The sequence below is a fragment of the Amycolatopsis benzoatilytica AK 16/65 genome, assembly GCF_000383915.1.
GTDB classification, from domain to species: Bacteria; Actinomycetota; Actinomycetes; order Mycobacteriales; family Pseudonocardiaceae; genus Amycolatopsis; species Amycolatopsis benzoatilytica.
This window is the reverse complement of sequence record NZ_KB912942.1, coordinates 7,662,550-7,677,369: the sequence shown is the minus strand read 5'-3', so window position 1 is coordinate 7,677,369 and position 14,820 is coordinate 7,662,550. Positions and strand designations below refer to the sequence as shown.

The window sequence follows — 14,820 nt, the reverse complement described above, 5'->3', positions numbered from 1 at the left end:
ACCCGAGGGGACACACCCGATGGACACCGCCATCACGCCGGCCGCGGTTCCTGCGCGGCACCTGTACACGGTCGAAGAGGCCAAGCGCCTGCTTTCCATGAGCCGTTCGGTGATCTACGAGCAATTGCGCGCCGGTCGCCTCGGGTCCGTGAAGCAGGGCCGGGCACGGCTCATTCCAGCGAAAGCCATTCAGCAGTACGTGGATCTTCTCATCAGCGAAGCGGAGGTGACCGGCTATGGCCACGCGGCGTAGTCGTGGGGACGGCGGACTCTACTGGGACGAGTCGCGCCAACGCTGGACGGCAGAAGTCACCGTCGGGTTCGGGCCGGACGGCAAGCGCATCGTGCGGAAAGCGCGCGGCAAGACGAAGACGGAAGCCAAAGCCAAGCTGAAGGAACTGCTCGACGACATCGAGAAGGGTGCCGTAAACGCGTCGGCTGGGTACACGGTCGCGCAGGCGCTTGACGACTGGTTGAAGCGCTACGCGCAGGGCCAGCGAGACCCGAACACGGTCAAGGCAGTCCGCTCGCTGGTCAACAACCACATCGTGCCGTCGCTGGGCGCGCGTCCGCTGGTGAAGCTCGAAGTCGACGACGTAGAAGACTGGCTCGCGGAAAAGGCGGAAGTGCTGGTGACGTCGACCGTGCGGAATCTCCGGTCGATTCTCCGGCGAGCGATCAACCGCGCGCAGGTTGGCAAGCGCGTCAAGCACAACGTGGTGTTGCTGTGCGATGAGCTACCGGCGGGAAAGGGGGCCGGGCGTCCGTCGAAGGCGCTCACGCTCAAGCAGGCGGAAGCGGTGCTCACGGCGGCGGAGGAGTCTCCGATGCGGGCCTACATCGTAGTGTCGCTGCTGACTGGCGCGCGAACCGAGGAAATGCGCCCGCTCACGTGGGATCACGTGGACCTGGTGGGCAAGCCGAACGCGACGCCGGCGATCCCGCCGAACATCAAGGTGTGGCGTTCGGTCCGCGCCAAGGGCGAGACGAAGACCCGGAAGTCCCGGCGCACGCTGGCGCTGCCTGAGCGGGCCGTGAGGGCGCTGAAGGACCACAGGGTGGCCCAGAAGGCGGTGAAGGCGGTAGCGGGCGACGACTGGCGCGAACAGGGGCTCGTGTTCGCCACCAACGTCGGCACGGAGCGGGACGTCAACAACGTCCGGCGGGACTTCCGCCGCGTAGTCAAGGCGGCCGGGCTCAACCCGATGCAGTGGACGCCGCGGGAGCTGCGCCACAGCTTCGTCTCGATCCTCTCGGACGGCGGTATGCCGATCGAGGAGATCTCGCGGCTGGTCGGGCACAGCAGCACGGCCGTGACGGAGCTGGTCTACCGGAAGCAGATCCGCCCGGTGGTCGAGTCGGGCGCGATCGCGATGGACCAGCTTTTCCCCGCGACGGGTGAACCTGCGGAGCTTTCGCCACCCACCGACCAGGCGTCTTAGTCACCCACTTAGTCACCCACCAGACGAGTCAGGCCCCATCCGAAGATCTTCGGATGGGGCCTGACCTGCGAGCCGCCTGGGGGAATCGAACCCCCGACCTATTCATTACGAGTGAATCGCTCTGGCCGACTGAGCTAAGGCGGCATGTCGCTTGGCGACGGCCATCAGTGTAGCGGAGGCCGGTGCGTCACCTTGCGGGGGCCGCGTCGTTAGGCTCCTATGACTTCGGTCTCAGCCCCCGATCCGGCGATCACCTGGAGGACCCGGCACATGCAGGCAAGACTGCCCCGTGCGCTGGCGGTACCCGCCACTGCCGCGTTGCTGCTGCTCCTGGCCGCGCCGGCCGGTGCGCAAGAGATTCCGACGACACCGCTCCCGCAGCCGGTGAACCCGTCGCAGCCGCCCATGTCCGCGCCCATCGGGCCGCAGCCGCTCGGGCACGCGGTGGGCGACGCGGGCACCGCGCTGGGTGTCCTGCGGCTGCTGCCCAACTCGGTCGCCACGAGCACCATCCTTCCCGGATTCGGCCAGACGCTGCCCAAACAGTCGGCGCTCGAAGCCGGCATGGGCCTGTCCAGCGCGCAGGCGAACTCGGAGGCGTACCTGTCCTACGAGAAGTCGATCGCGCAGTCGTCGCCGTTCGGGCTGTCGGTCGGCGGCCAGGCCCCGCAGACGCCGGGCAGCCTCGTCCAGACCGCGCTGCCGGACAACCCGAAGGAGATCAGCGGGGGCCTGAACGCGCCGCCCAACCCGCTGCTGAACGTCGGGCTGCTCAACGGCACCGCGCACGCCCGGTGGAGCGATTCGCTCGGCCCGTGCGTGGACACCATCGCCGACGCCAGCACGTCCGTCGCCAGCCTGTCCCTGCTCAACGTCATCCCGACGCTGCCGCAGGTGCCGCTGATCGGCGGCGGCGGGCTGAACCTGCCCCAAGGCACGCAGCTCGCGCAGGGCTTCGACCCGAAGAGCGGCTTGCAGGCACTCGGCGGCCTGCTGCCCGGCAGCGGTCAGACGCCCGCCACCGGCACCGGGTCCCTGCTCAGCCTGCCGAACACGCTCTCCTCGCGCTCGCAGGTGAAGCTGGTCGACATCCCGGGCTCGAAGAACAAGGCCGTGCAGTCGGTGTCCACGCTGCAGGCCGCCGACATCAACATCCTCAAGGGCACCCCGCTCGAGCTGAACCTGAAGGTGGCCAGCCAGCCGACGCTCACCGTCACCTCCACCGGCGACGCGAAGACGTCCAAGGTCGACTACCAGGCCCCGGTGATCACCATCGCGGCCGACGGCAAGACGCTGTACACGCTCGACGCGGCGCACCCGACCAAGGACATCCCGATCGGCCTGCCGCTCGCTCCGCTGAGCGACCAGTTCGGCGCGCTCGACAACGTGCCGGTGGTCGGCGGCCTCGTGGCGACCGCGCAGAAGGGTCTGCAGCAGCTCGGCGACACCACCGGGAAGGTGCTCGACCTCGGCGTGCTGCGGCTGAGCATCGCGAACCTCGACACGAAGCAGTCCGAGGCGACCACGCCGTTCAAGGGCTACCAGCTGGGCGCGGCCGCGCGGCTGCTCGACTTGCAGGTCCTGCCGACGCAGAAGCTGAAGCAACTGCTGCCGCAGCAGGCCGGCGACAACCTGCCGTCATCGCTGGCGCAGCTGTCGCTGGGCGAGCAGGTCGCCCGTGCCTACGCGCCGACCGGTGGCGTTGTGTGCGGCACTGCCGCGACCACGCCGCCGGGCAAGGGCGGTGCCACGCCGCCAGGCCCGGTCAAGCACTTGGCTTACACCAACGGCGCGTACAACACCGTCCCGCTGTTCTGGGCCGGCACGGCAATGTTGCTGCTCGGCGTGGTCATGGTCGCCGCGTTCCCGAACCGGCGGCGTCGTCCGGCGCTGATCAACCCGGCACCGTTCAAGCCGTCGCCGCATCCGCGGAACTGATACGAAAACGGCCCCCTCGCTCAGCGAGGGGGCCGTTTTCGTATCAGGGGTTCAGCCCTGGCGGAGCGTGGTCACCATGGCTTCCACCGCGATCCGGGGCTTCACGTTCAAACCGATCGCCTCCCGGCACTCCAGCACCGCTTCCAGCCGCCGCAGCGTCGATTCCGGCGACCACGCCGCCGCGGCCGCGTTGACCTGCTCAGCGTGGTCCGGGTGCGTCAGCGTGGCCCCGGAGCGCGTGGTGGTGACGAGGACGTCGCGGTAGAAGCCCGCCAAATCGACCAGCGCGATGTCGAGCGTGTCGCGCTGGGTCCGGGTCGCACGGGACTTCTGCCGCTTCTCCAGCTGCTTCACCGCCGCCTCCGCGGCACGCTTGGCACCGGCGACGCCCTTGCCGACGCCGTCGCCGCCCATCGCGGTACGGAGCTCGGAGCGTTCCTGCTCGTCGCGGACCTTGCTCTCCTCGCCGGCGTCCGCTTCCGCGGCACTGATGAGCTGGTCCGCGCTGGTGAAGATGTCGCTTGGCCGACGCAGCCCCAACGGAATCCGCAGCACAGTGGCGCGCCGCTGACGAGCAGCTTCGTCGGTGGCGAGCCGGTGCGCGCGGCCGACGTGGCCGTTGCACACTGCCGCCGCCCAGGCGGCGCGTTCCGGGTCGATGCCGTCACGGGTTATCAGGACCTGCGCGATAGCTTCCGCGGGTGGCGTCCGCAGCGGCACCAGCCGACAGCGCGACCGGATGGTGACCGACACGTCGTCCGGGTGATCCGACGGCGCGCACAACAGGAACACGGTGCGCTCCGGTGGCTCCTCCACCGCCTTGAGCAGCGCGTTCGACGCGCCTTCGGTGAGCCGGTCGGCGTCCTCGATGATCACGACCTGCCACTCGCCGGTGGTCGGCCGACGGGCCGCCGCCTGGACCAGCGCGCGCATCTCGGCGACCGAAATGGACAGCCCTTCCGGGACGACCAGGCGCACGTCGGCATGCGTGCCGGCCATCGTCGTCCGGCAACCGGGGCAGGCACCGCATCCGGTGCCAGTGCTGCACTGCAGAGCCGCCGCGAACGTGCGCGCCGCGACCGAACGGCCGGACCCCGGCGGCCCGGTGAGCAGCCAGGCGTGCGTCATCGCGGCCGGCGCGACCGCTTCGCCCGCGACGATCTTCGCTGCCGCGGCGGCTGCCGTGGACAAGGTTTCCACCGCCGGCTCCTGACCGACCAACCCGGTCCAGACGCCGATGGGAGCGGTCACCGATCCTCCATTTTGGACACTGCCGGCAGCGCCTCGGCCTCGACGACTGTCGGCTTCAGCTCGGCTTCGGCGGCTTCCGCTTCGACCACGTCCGCCGCCGCCTCTTCGGCCGGCTGCTCGACGGCGACGGTCTCGCCCGCTTCCGCCGGAGCCAGCCCGGTCAGCCTGCCGACCAGCACCGACTCGACCGCGGCGCGGACGCGCAGCGCCACGTCGTCGTCGGAGCCTTCGGCATCGACCACCACATACCGGTCCGGGTCGGCTTCGGCCATCTCGCCGAGCAGCTTCTGCACCCACAGGTGATCCGGCAGCGGTGCCCGCGCGCCCTTGGGCGGCTCTGGATGCGCCGCGTCGAGCAGGACGGTGAGGTCCGGGCGGAGCCGGCCGGTGGCCCAGTCGACCAGCCCTTCCAGCTCGCCGCGGTCCAGCTCGCCGGCCGCGGACAGCGAGGCGAGCGGGGAGTCGACGAAGCGTTCCATGACGATCACCGAGCCGGCGTCGAGCGCCGGCTGAATCTGGCGTTCCACCAGCTCGGCCCGAACCGCGGCGGCCACCAGCGCCTGCGCGCGCACCCCGGTGAGGGCGGCGTCCGACACGAGCGTGCGGAAGCGCTGTTCGCCGAGCGCCGGGTCCGCGCTGAGCACGACCGGGCGGACCCCGGTGTCGAGCCAGTGCGCGAGCCGGGCCGCCTGCTCGGCGGTGTTGACCGAAGTGGTGCCCTCGACGGCGATCAGGAAGCCGTTGACCCGGCGCGGGTTGCGACGCAGCGCGTTGCGCAGGTCGCTGAAGATCTTTTCGGTGCGCCGCTCGTCCATCTGCCGGTAGGCGACGATGCCGAGCAGGATGGCGAGCACCGCTCCGCCGAGGATGACCGGGCGGGTTCCGTCGACCCGGATCTCGCTGCCGAAGACGGTGACGTCGCGTTGCCGGACCAGGCCGATCAGCACCGGCGTGATGACCGTCGCTCCGAACAGGACGATCTTGAGCATCGCCTGGTAGATCGCGTTGATCCGGCCGCGGATCGCGTCCTCGACCCGGGAGCCGATGATCGTGACACCGGTCAGGAACGCGGTGCCCGCGCAGATGCCGACGAAGGCGACCGCGGCGACTGAGACCGACAGGTGCGGCGACAGCGCGACGACCACCAGCGCGATCCCGGCCAGCACGATCGAGATGCCGAACAGCCGGTCGTGCGGGAGCCGGTGGGCGAGCTTCGGAGCCAGCGCCATGCCCGCGGCCAGACCGATGAAGACGGCCAGCATCAGCAGGTTGAACGCGGCATCGCCACCCATCAGCGACGACGAGTACGGCTTGGCCGCGCCGATGACCGCGCCGCCGGCCGCGAACGCGCCGAACGCGCCGATCAGCAGGCCACGCACGAGCGGGGTGCTGCGGACGAACTTGAGCCCGTCGCGCATCATCGCGCCGAAGCCGAACTTCTCCTCGTCGGCTCGCTTGACCTTCTGCTGCGAGGTCGAGTGGACGTCGCGCAGGGACAGCTCGGGAATCCGGGTGGCGACGAGGATGCCGCTGGTCAGGTACAGCAGGCCGGTGATGACCACGACGACCTTGGCGATGTACAGGTCGACGCCGGGGCCCTGGAACAGGTGGAACGTGGAGTTCGCGCCGAGGATCAGCGCGTTCGCGCCGGCCGCGGTGATGACGGCGAGGCCGTAGGTCATCACCATGCCGAGCTGGTTGGCGGTCTCGACCTGGTCCGGGCGGCGCAGCAGGTTCGGCACCGCCGCGTCCTTGGACGGGATCCACATGATCGAACAGCTGCCGACCAGGAAGTTCGCGACGAAGAGCCACCACGGAGCGCCGACGATGGCGATCGAGAGCAGGAAACCGCAGCGCAGCAGGTCGCAGATGACCATGATCTTGCGCCGGTCGAACCGGTCCGCGAGCAGGCCGCCGATCGGCGCGAACAGCAGCCCGGGCAGCAGCGCGGTGACGACGACGCCGACGAACGCGTAGTTCTGCGCGGAGTAGTTGTCCAGCAGCTTGGTGCTCAGGCTGGTCAGGTTCAGCAGGTTGAGCCAGTCCGCGACGCTGCACAGGTACGTGACGCCCCAGAGCCGGCGGAACGGTTTGATGGCCAGCACTCGGCGGGCCCGGTAGATCGTGGACGTTTCTCCCGACCCGCCCGGACCGGTGCCGGGCACCGTCCGTACGCCCTCGCTGATACGCCCACCCCACTCGTCACGGCGGCGTCAGGAGACCGCTGCGGGATCCCCCGACCGTGGTCGCCAGGGTAGCTCGCCGCGGTCTCGGGCACGGCACGCCCCGCGATTGGGGACGTCCGGAGGGGTCAGCCGAACAGCCCAGCGATGCTGCTCACCAGGCTCGAGATCAGCTCGATCGCGACGATCACGAACACGACGAGCAACGCCAGCGCCAGCACGACGCCCGCGGTACTCCGAGAGGGTCGGCCGAGCGAGGGCATGGTGACGGCGGGCATCCCGCGCCGCCGGCCCTGCCGCTCGGCGAGCTCTTCCTCGATGTCGTCGCCGGCGATCTCGGGCGCCTTCTGCTTCGGCCGGGGCAGCGGCACCTTCTTCAGCAGCTGCGGTGCCTTGGTCGGCCAGGTCCGCTGCCGCGGCAGCAGCGCGGCGGGCACGAGATCCGGACGGTCGGCGGGCGGAATCGGGTTGGGCGTCTTGACGACCTTCTTGGACTCCTCCGCCAGCGCGGCGTCGACCATCCGCTTGACTGCCTCGGCGTCGTGCTCGACCGGCTGAGCGGTCGGCAACGGCCGCGGCGCACTCCCCGGCAGCCCCTCCCCCATGGTGACCAGGCCAGACAACGGATCGGCGAACCGCTCCCCGACGGGATCCCCGGCGAGAGTGCCGTCGCGGTCTTGTTCGGGGGTGCCGAAGAACGAGTTTCCGTCGCTCGTGCTCATGGTGATCACCTCACTACGGAATGTCCGCCGCGTCCAGTGTGCGCGAGAGTACTGGGTCCCGCATCCACCCAATGGCCGCAGCACGGCTGGTTCCAGTGCGGGGGCCGACTGGCCCTGGCGGGGCAGCGGGGGGGTGGGCGAGGCCGATTTCCGGGGTCGTGACGAGTTCGGTCGGCCAGGTAGCCTGATCTCGCCAGCCTGCGAACTTTGCATGTTGACGAGTTGACGCCATCGCGCATGCCCGGGGAGGTACGCCATGACTGCCGAGATGATCGCGCCCGCCTGGATGCACAAGCAGATCACCGCAGAGCAGTACGACTCGTGGTCCGCCGAGCAGTGCGCCGGTATCGAAGTCGTAGACGGGATGGTCGTCGTGAGCCCGAGCGCTTCCAAGCGCCACAACCGGATGGCCCGGATGCTGGCCAATGCCCTCGACGCCGCCGCCGGACCGGACTGGAACGCCGACACCGACTTCGATGTGCGGCTCCGGGACGTCCCGCTGACCAATCGCCGCCCGGACGTCACGGTCTACCGCGCAGAGACCCTCGACCTCTCGCCTACCCGGCCCGAACACGTGCTGCTGGTCGTCGAGGTGGTGTCACCCGGCTCGGAAACCACCGACCGGATCGTCAAGACTGATCAGTACGCCAAGGCAGGCATTCCCTTCTACTGGCGAGTCGAGCAAGCTGCAATCGGCATGCCGGTCGTGTACACGTACGTGCTCGACCCGGCGAGTCGCGCTTACCGGGACGGCCCCGTCCACACCGGCAGGGTGGAGGCAGCCGCACCTTTTTCCGTGACGGTGGACCTCGGCTCGATCTGACGCCGAGGCCCGCGCCCCGGTGCCGAGGCGAACCGGACTCAGCCCGCCGTCACCTCGGCCCCAGCCGCACCGGCCCGCCGCCCGAACGCCCGCCCGGCTTCGTCGTCGCGCCGCCCCCGTCCCCACCTCCTCACGCATGACTCCGCACCGCCTCCACGATCCACGCCTCCGCGGTCCCCCTGGTGGCCGGCGACCACGTCACCACCCACCCGCCGCCGCCTTTCGGGGCGGCTCGGAACTGGTATCTGCCCTGGTCGTTGTCCACCAGGCCGAAAGCTCCGTGCGGATATTCGGCCAGCACGGCGTCTCGCACTGCCAGGTCCACCAGCACGGTGCCCAGCCGCGGGCGGGCGACCGCGGCGCGGATCACGTCCAGTTCTCCTCCGGCCGAAGGCGGGATGAGGCCGCTGCCGTCGGTCTCGATCCGCACCGCGGGGCCGGGGCCCGGCGGACGGTCCGGCAGCCCGTCGAAGACCCATCCGGGCAAGGCGCTGAGCATTCCGGACCGCAGCCGCGCGCGGCGGCCCAGTTTGCTCATCACCGTGGTGAAGTCCTCGTCGCCGAAGAACCGGACCTCCCACGGCTCCTCGCTCGCCGGGAACACCCCGGTGACCACGCCGCGGATGAAGCCGCCGCGCAGCACCCGGTAGAGCTCGACCGCCTCGGCGGTGACCCTGCCTTCCTCGGCCAGGCCCACCGCGGCCATTCCGGCGACGAACCGGGTGTACTGCTCCACCTCCTCGGCCAGGCCGGCACCGAGCATCGGCCCGAACGACTGGCGGACCTCCTCGGCCAGGCTCCGGCCCGACGCCGCCCCGGCGGGCTCCTCCTCGGCCAGCACGGGCGGCACCTCGAAGTGCGGGTCGTAGAACTCCATCACCGAAGGCCGCTGCGGCATCTCGGCCCGCAGCGGTCCGATGACCTCGTCGATGACGTCGAAGACGACGGGCGCTGAACTGCTCACCCCGTCATTGAACACCCTGGTACCGACAATTTCTCGAACTTTTGTTCGAATCACCCTGCTGGTGCGCCGAGCGGTCCGTTCAACCCTTCGCGACCGGTGCCGCGACCCGCATCGTCGGGGCCAGCACCGCCACCGCGGCCACCAGGCAGCCGACCACGGCGAGCGTCCAGTGCAGGCCGATCCCGCCGGCCAGCCCGCTCACCAGCACCGGTCCGACGAGAAAGCCCAGGTACCCGCAAGCCGCGACGGCCGCGATCGCCCGGCCCGGCGCGGCGGGCTCTTTGCGCCCTGCCGCGCTCCACGCGAGCGGCACGATGCCGGACACGCCGAGCCCGACCACCGCGAAGCCGGCCACCCCGACCGCGGCCACCGGAACCGCCACCACCAGCAGGAATCCGAGACCGTCACCGCGGCCGCCACTCGCATGAACAGCACGCCGCCGACGCGTTCCACGATCCGGTCGGCCACCGTGCGGATGCCGATCATCGTGATGGAGAACGCGAAGTAGCCCAGCGACGCGACCGCCGCGCTCGCCGTGGCGACCTCCCGGAGGTAGACCGCGCTCCAGTCGTTCACCGTGCCTTCGGCGACAAAACCGCAGAACGCGATCACCCCCAGCGGGATCAATGCCTTGCTGGGCAAAGCGAACGCCGCCTCGCCCTGTCCTCGATCCGCACCCCGCAGGAACTGGGAAGCCGCCAGCACCCCCAGCGCGAGCAGCGCCGCGCCGACCGCGGTGAAGTGCGTTTCGATCGGCACCCGCCACGTTTCCATCAGCGCGCCGACGCCGGAGCCAGCCAGTCCGCCGATGTTCCAGAACGCGTGGAAACCGGCGAAAATCGGCCGCCCATAAGCCTCTTCGACGCGCGCGGCGTGCGCGTTCATCGAGACGTCCAGCAAGCTGTTGCCGACCCCCAGCACCACGAGCGCGGCAACGAACAACGGCACGTCCGGCGCGAACGCGACCAGCGGCAGCCCCGCGCACAGCACGGTCGCTCCGCATTCCACCCCGCGGCGGCTGCCGATCTTCGTGATCAACGGCCCCGCGCCCAGCAGCGCGACGACCGAACCGGCGGCGAGCCCGAACAACCCGATCCCGAGCTCTGCCGGGCCCATGCCGAGTTTCGCCTGCGCCGCCGGGATCCTCGCCGCCCACGTCGCGAATGCCGCACCGCAGACCGCGAAGACCACCGAAACCGCTACGCGAGCGCGCCGCGTCTCGTCCATTCGCGCCCTCCCCCAAACACGACAAAGGCCGCCCGGAGCAATTCCGGGCGGCCCAGTCGGCGCTACTTCGTCTTCGTCGCGGTGCTAGTCCGCTTCGCAGGCGCCTTCTTCGCAGCCGCCGTAGTCGACTTCGCGGCGGTGGTCTTGGCGGCAGTCGTCTTCTTGGCCGCCGTCGTCTTCGTCGCCGTGGACTTCGCCGGAGCCTTGCGCGTCGTCGTGCGCTTCTTCGGCGCCGGGCCCTTCGCGCGCTTCTCCGCCAGCAGCTCGGCCGCGCGTTCCGCGGTGAGTTCCTCGATGCTGTCGGACTTCCGCAGCGTCGCGTTGTACTCGCCGTCGGTCACGTACGGGCCGAAGCGACCGTCCTTGACCACCATCGGCTTACCCGACACCGGGTCGTCGCCCAGTTCCTTGAGCGGCGGCTTCGCCGTCGCGGACCGGCCGCGCTGCTTCGGCTCCGAGTAGATCTTCAGCGCCTCTTCCAGCGTGATCGAGAACAACTGGTCCTCGGTCTGGATCGAGCGCGAGTCCGTGCCCTTCTTCAGGTACGGCCCGTAGCGCCCGTTCTGCGCGGTGATCTCGTCGCCCGACTCCGGGTCCTTGCCCACCACGCGCGGCAGCGAAAGCAGCTTCAGCGCGTCGTCGAGCGTGACCGTCTCGACGGACATCGACTTGAACAGCGAGCCAGTACGCGGCTTCGGCAGCTTCGCCTTCGCGGCCTTCTTCTGCGCCGCGGTGGCGTCCTCAGGCAGCTCCGGCTCAGGCAGCAGCTCCGTGACGTACGGGCCGAAGCGGCCTTCCTTCGCCACGATCTCGTGCCCGCTGACCGGATCGGTGCCCAGCACCCGGCCTTCCTGCGGCGTCGCGAACAGCTTCTCCGCCAGCTCCGCCGACAGCTCGTCCGGCGGCAGGTCCTCAGGCAGGTTCGCGCGCTGCGACTCGCCGTTGACCTCACGCTCCAGGTACGGCCCGTATCGGCCGACGCGCACCACGACCTGCCGCCCGTCGGCGTCGCTGAACATCGGGATCGAGTTGATCTCGCGCGCGTCGATCCCCTCGACGCTGCCGTCCACCAGCTTCTTCAGCCCGCCGAGCCGGCCGACCGAGCCCTCCACGCCGAAGTCGCCGCCGAAGTAGAACTTCGACAGCCATTCGACACGGTGCTCGTCGCCGCTGGCGATGCGGTCCAGCTCGTCCTCGAGGCCGGCGGTGAAGTTGTAGTCCACCAGCCGCTCGAAGTGCCGCTCCAGCAGGCCGATCACCGCGAACGCGACCCACGACGGGACCAGGGCGGAGCCCTTCTTCCACACGTAGCCGCGGTCCTGGATGGTCTTGATGATCGAGGCGTACGTCGACGGGCGGCCGATGCCCAGCTCTTCCAGCTTGCTGACCAGGCTCGGCTCGGAGTAGCGCGCGGGCGGCGACGTCGAGTGGCCGTCGGCGGACAGCTCCGGCGCGGTCAGGGCCTGGTCCTTGGTCAGCACCGGCAGACGGCTCTGCTTGTCGTCCGCTTCGCCGCCGGCCTCGGTGTCGACCGCCTCGACATATGCCTTCAGGAAGCCGGCGAAGGTGATCGTGCGGCCTGAAGCGGCGAAGGTGCACTCCTCGCCGGTCGCGGCGGTGCCGATGATGCGCACCGACATCGTGGTGCCCTTCGCGTCCGCCATCTGCGAAGCGATGGTGCGCTGCCAGATCATCTCGTACAGCCGGAACTCGTCGGTGTCCAGCTCTTTCGCGACCTGGCCCGGCGTCCGGAACACCTCGCCCGACGGCCGGATCGCCTCGTGCGCTTCCTGCGCGTTCTTCACCTTGCGGGTGTACTGGCGCGGCGACGGCGAGACGTATTCCTTGCCGTACAGCTGCGTCGCCTGGCTGCGCGCGGCGGTGATCGCCGACTCCGACAGCGTCGTGGAGTCGGTACGCATATAGGTGATGTAACCGTTCTCGTACAGCTTCTGCGCGACCCGCATGGTGCGCTCAGAAGTGAAGCGCAGCTTGCGGCCCGCCTCCTGCTGCAGCGTGGAGGTCATGAACGGCGCGTACGGCTTGCGCGTGTACGGCTTCTCCTCGACGCTCGCGACCTTGAAGTCACGGTTCTGCAGGCCCTGAGCCAGCGCCCGCGCGTCGGACTCGCCGAGCACCCGGATCTCCGCGGTCGAGCCCTTGAGCTGGCCGTTCGAGTCGAAGTCACGACCGGTCGCCAAGCGCGCGCCGTCGACCGACACCAGGCGAGCGGGGAAGTTGCGCGGCGAAGCCTCGGCACCCGCGTCCATCGTCGCCGAGATGTCCCAGTACGACGCCGACGTGAAGCGCATCCGCTCGCGCTCGCGCTCCACGACGATCCGCGTCGCGACGGACTGCACCCGGCCCGCCGACAGCTTCGGCATGACTTTCTTCCACAGCACCGGCGAGACCTCGTAGCCGTAGAGGCGGTCGAGGATTCGACGGGTTTCCTGCGCGTCGACCAGGTCGGCGTCCAGCTCGCGGGTGGCCGCGGCGGCGGCCTGGATGGCCTGCTCGGTGACCTCGTGGAAGACCATCCGGCGCACCGGAACCTTGGGCTTCAAGGTCTCCAGCAAGTGCCAGGCGATGGCCTCGCCCTCGCGGTCGGGGTCCGTCGCGAGGTAGAGCTCGTCGACGTCCTTGAGCAGCCCCTTCAGCTCGGTGACCTTGGACTTCTTGTCCGGCGTGACGATGTACAGCGGCTTGAAGTCGTTGTCGATGTCGACGCCGAGACGCGCCCAGGACTCGCCCTTGTACTGCGCGGGGACGTCGGCGGCGCCACGGGGCAGGTCCCGGATGTGCCCGACGGAGGACTCGACGACGTAGTCGCCGCCGAGGTAGGGGGCGATCTTGCGGGCCTTGGTCGGCGACTCGACGATCACCAGCCGCCGGAGTCCGGCACCGCTGCCCCCGGTGCCGCTCTTCTTGGTCCGTGCTGCTGCCACGCTGTCCTGCTCTCCACTCATCTCCGCGCCGCCGCGGCGGCACTCTCACCCCGGTACCTGGGGTCCTGCGCCCGCGTCTCGACCTGTCAGTGTGCACGCCCCCGGTGGCCGCGCAGCGCCGAGGTGCCTCGACGAGCCGCCGGGTCCTTGCCCGTCGGATCGCCGCTGACCTCGGCGATGTTTCCTTTCCACACCTAGCACGTGATGTCCGACACGTGCCCGGCAGGGTAACCGGTCATACCACCGATACCCTCCGTTCGACGGTGGCGGGTCTCGCGCGGACAACGGTTCACTTGGTGCTCCCCTCAGCCGAAAGGAACCCACCATGATCCGCCGACTGGTAGGCGCCGCGATTGCCGTCGCAGCGACGTTTGCGCTGGTCACCGCGCCCGAAGCGAGCGCGGCGACGACGACCTTCACCGGGGCCGTAGCGCTGTCCAACTGTTCCGGTTCGGTCGTGAAACCGGCCGCGACGCCGATGAGCGCGCCCGCGCTGGTGCTGACGAACGGGCACTGCCTCGAATCCGGTTTCCCCCAACCGGGCCAGGTCATCGTCGGGCAAAGCTCGAACCGCTCGTTCCAGCTGATGTCACCGGACGGGCAGAGCTCGGTGGGCACGGTGCGGGCGAAGAAGGTCGTCTACTCGACGATGACCGACACCGACGTCACGCTCTACCAGCTCACCGACACCTACGCGGGCATCCAGCAGAAGTACCAGGTCCCGCCGCTGGAGCTGGTGAACAGCCACCCGCAGGCGGGCACCGGGATCGACGTCGTGTCCGGCTACTGGAAGCAGATCTACTCCTGCTCGATCGACGGTTTCGTGCACGAGCTGCACGAGGGCGACTGGGTCTGGAAGGACTCGATCCGCTACACGCCGGGCTGCGCGACCATCGGCGGCACGTCCGGCTCGCCGATCGTCGACCGCGCCACCGGCAAGGTCATCGGGGTGAACAACACGGCCAACGAGGACGGCCAGCGCTGCACCGTGAACAACCCGTGCGAGGTCGACGAGTCGGGCAACGTCACGGTGCGCCCGGACTACAAGTACGGAGAAGAGACCTACGGGATCCCGGCCTGCCTGACCGCGGCCAATGAGATCGCGCTCGACCAGCAGGGCTGCACCCTGCCGAAGCCGTAACAGCGCTCCGCGAGACCGGCCCCCATCGCGAGCCCGGCGGTGGGGGCTTTCTCAGTCCGTGAGGGGCCCCTTTAGGGACTCAGATTCCCTCAAGAGGCCCCCACGTCCCACTGCCCGCATGGCCCCGCCCTGAGCCGTCCCGACCCTGCGATGCCTTCAACCTGGGCAGGCGCGGCGAAACCAC

12 protein-coding genes and 1 tRNA gene are annotated in these 14,820 nt (G+C 69.7%); 5 read left to right on the top strand and 8 right to left on the bottom strand.

From position 1 onward, the window contains the following. The first annotated feature begins 19 nt into the window (after nt 1-19). Together AMYBE_RS0135845 and AMYBE_RS0135840 are read left to right on the top strand one after the other, a co-directional pair. A complete protein-coding gene (locus AMYBE_RS0135845) occupies nt 20-253 on the top strand; it encodes a helix-turn-helix domain-containing protein (RefSeq protein ID WP_020664218.1) in 234 nt (77 codons plus the stop codon). Next, the gene (locus tag AMYBE_RS0135840; RefSeq protein WP_020664217.1) at nt 237-1,442 is read left to right on the top strand and encodes a tyrosine-type recombinase/integrase; all 1,206 of its coding nucleotides are present in this window, start codon (nt 237-239) and stop codon (nt 1,440-1,442) included. The genes AMYBE_RS0135845 and AMYBE_RS0135840 overlap by 17 nt, the downstream gene beginning before the upstream one ends. 70 nt (nt 1,443-1,512) lie before the next feature. Here the strand turns inward: AMYBE_RS0135840 and AMYBE_RS0135835 are convergent. Next, nucleotides 1,513-1,586 (bottom strand) — tRNA-Thr (locus tag AMYBE_RS0135835). Nucleotides 1,587-1,712: 126 nt separating this feature from the next. Here AMYBE_RS0135835 and AMYBE_RS0135830 point away from each other — a divergent pair. Continuing rightward, nucleotides 1,713-3,380: a hypothetical protein gene (locus tag AMYBE_RS0135830; protein ID WP_020664216.1), complete on the top strand. Its 1,668-nt coding sequence runs from the start codon at nt 1,713-1,715 to the stop codon at nt 3,378-3,380. Between the two features lie 51 nt (nt 3,381-3,431). Here AMYBE_RS0135830 and AMYBE_RS0135825 read toward each other — a convergent pair whose 3' ends face one another. The 3 genes from AMYBE_RS0135825 to AMYBE_RS0135815 form a co-directional block, all read right to left on the bottom strand. Then, complete coding sequence (locus tag AMYBE_RS0135825) at nt 3,432-4,631, bottom strand: DNA polymerase III subunit delta' (protein WP_020664215.1); 1,200 nt, start codon at nt 4,629-4,631, stop codon at nt 3,432-3,434. Then, nucleotides 4,628-6,796 (bottom strand): bifunctional MFS transporter/dTMP kinase, encoded by a 2,169-nt coding sequence (locus AMYBE_RS42980; RefSeq protein WP_020664214.1) that lies wholly within the window; start codon nt 6,794-6,796, stop codon nt 4,628-4,630. Before AMYBE_RS42980 ends, AMYBE_RS0135825 begins: the two co-directional genes overlap by 4 nt. Nucleotides 6,797-6,942: 146 nt before the next feature. Next, nucleotides 6,943-7,536 carry a hypothetical protein gene (locus AMYBE_RS0135815; protein ID WP_245573320.1) on the bottom strand — a complete coding sequence of 198 codons (594 nt, stop codon included), beginning with the start codon at nt 7,534-7,536 and terminating at the stop codon, nt 6,943-6,945. A gap of 256 nt (nt 7,537-7,792) precedes the next feature. Here AMYBE_RS0135815 and AMYBE_RS0135810 point away from each other — a divergent pair, with 256 nt between their 5' ends. Beyond that, the gene (locus tag AMYBE_RS0135810; RefSeq protein WP_020664212.1) at nt 7,793-8,359 is read left to right on the top strand and encodes a Uma2 family endonuclease; all 567 of its coding nucleotides are present in this window, start codon (nt 7,793-7,795) and stop codon (nt 8,357-8,359) included. Nucleotides 8,360-8,489: 130 nt separating this feature from the next. On the opposite strand, the gene AMYBE_RS0135805 is transcribed toward AMYBE_RS0135810, so the two are convergent. The 4 genes from AMYBE_RS0135805 to topA form a co-directional block, all read right to left on the bottom strand. Beyond that, nucleotides 8,490-9,338 carry an ESX secretion-associated protein EspG gene (locus AMYBE_RS0135805; RefSeq protein ID WP_020664211.1) on the bottom strand — a complete coding sequence of 283 codons (849 nt, stop codon included), beginning with the start codon at nt 9,336-9,338 and terminating at the stop codon, nt 8,490-8,492. 64 nt (nt 9,339-9,402) lie between these two features. Beyond that, nucleotides 9,403-9,531 (bottom strand): hypothetical protein, encoded by a 129-nt coding sequence (locus tag AMYBE_RS46755; RefSeq protein ID WP_020664210.1) that lies wholly within the window; start codon nt 9,529-9,531, stop codon nt 9,403-9,405. Beyond that, nucleotides 9,522-10,550 carry an MFS transporter gene (locus tag AMYBE_RS42975; RefSeq protein ID WP_245573318.1) on the bottom strand — a complete coding sequence of 343 codons (1,029 nt, stop codon included), beginning with the start codon at nt 10,548-10,550 and terminating at the stop codon, nt 9,522-9,524. Before AMYBE_RS42975 ends, AMYBE_RS46755 begins: the two co-directional genes overlap by 10 nt. A 62-nt stretch (nt 10,551-10,612) precedes the next feature. After that, nucleotides 10,613-13,516, bottom strand: coding sequence for a type I DNA topoisomerase (gene topA, locus AMYBE_RS0135795; RefSeq protein ID WP_020664209.1), 2,904 nt, complete (start codon nt 13,514-13,516; stop codon nt 10,613-10,615). A gap of 304 nt (nt 13,517-13,820) precedes the next feature. Here topA and AMYBE_RS0135790 point away from each other — a divergent pair, with 304 nt between their 5' ends. Next, a complete protein-coding gene (locus AMYBE_RS0135790; protein WP_020664208.1) occupies nt 13,821-14,636 on the top strand; it encodes a trypsin-like serine peptidase in 816 nt (271 codons plus the stop codon). The last annotated feature ends 184 nt before the right edge of the window (nt 14,637-14,820 follow it).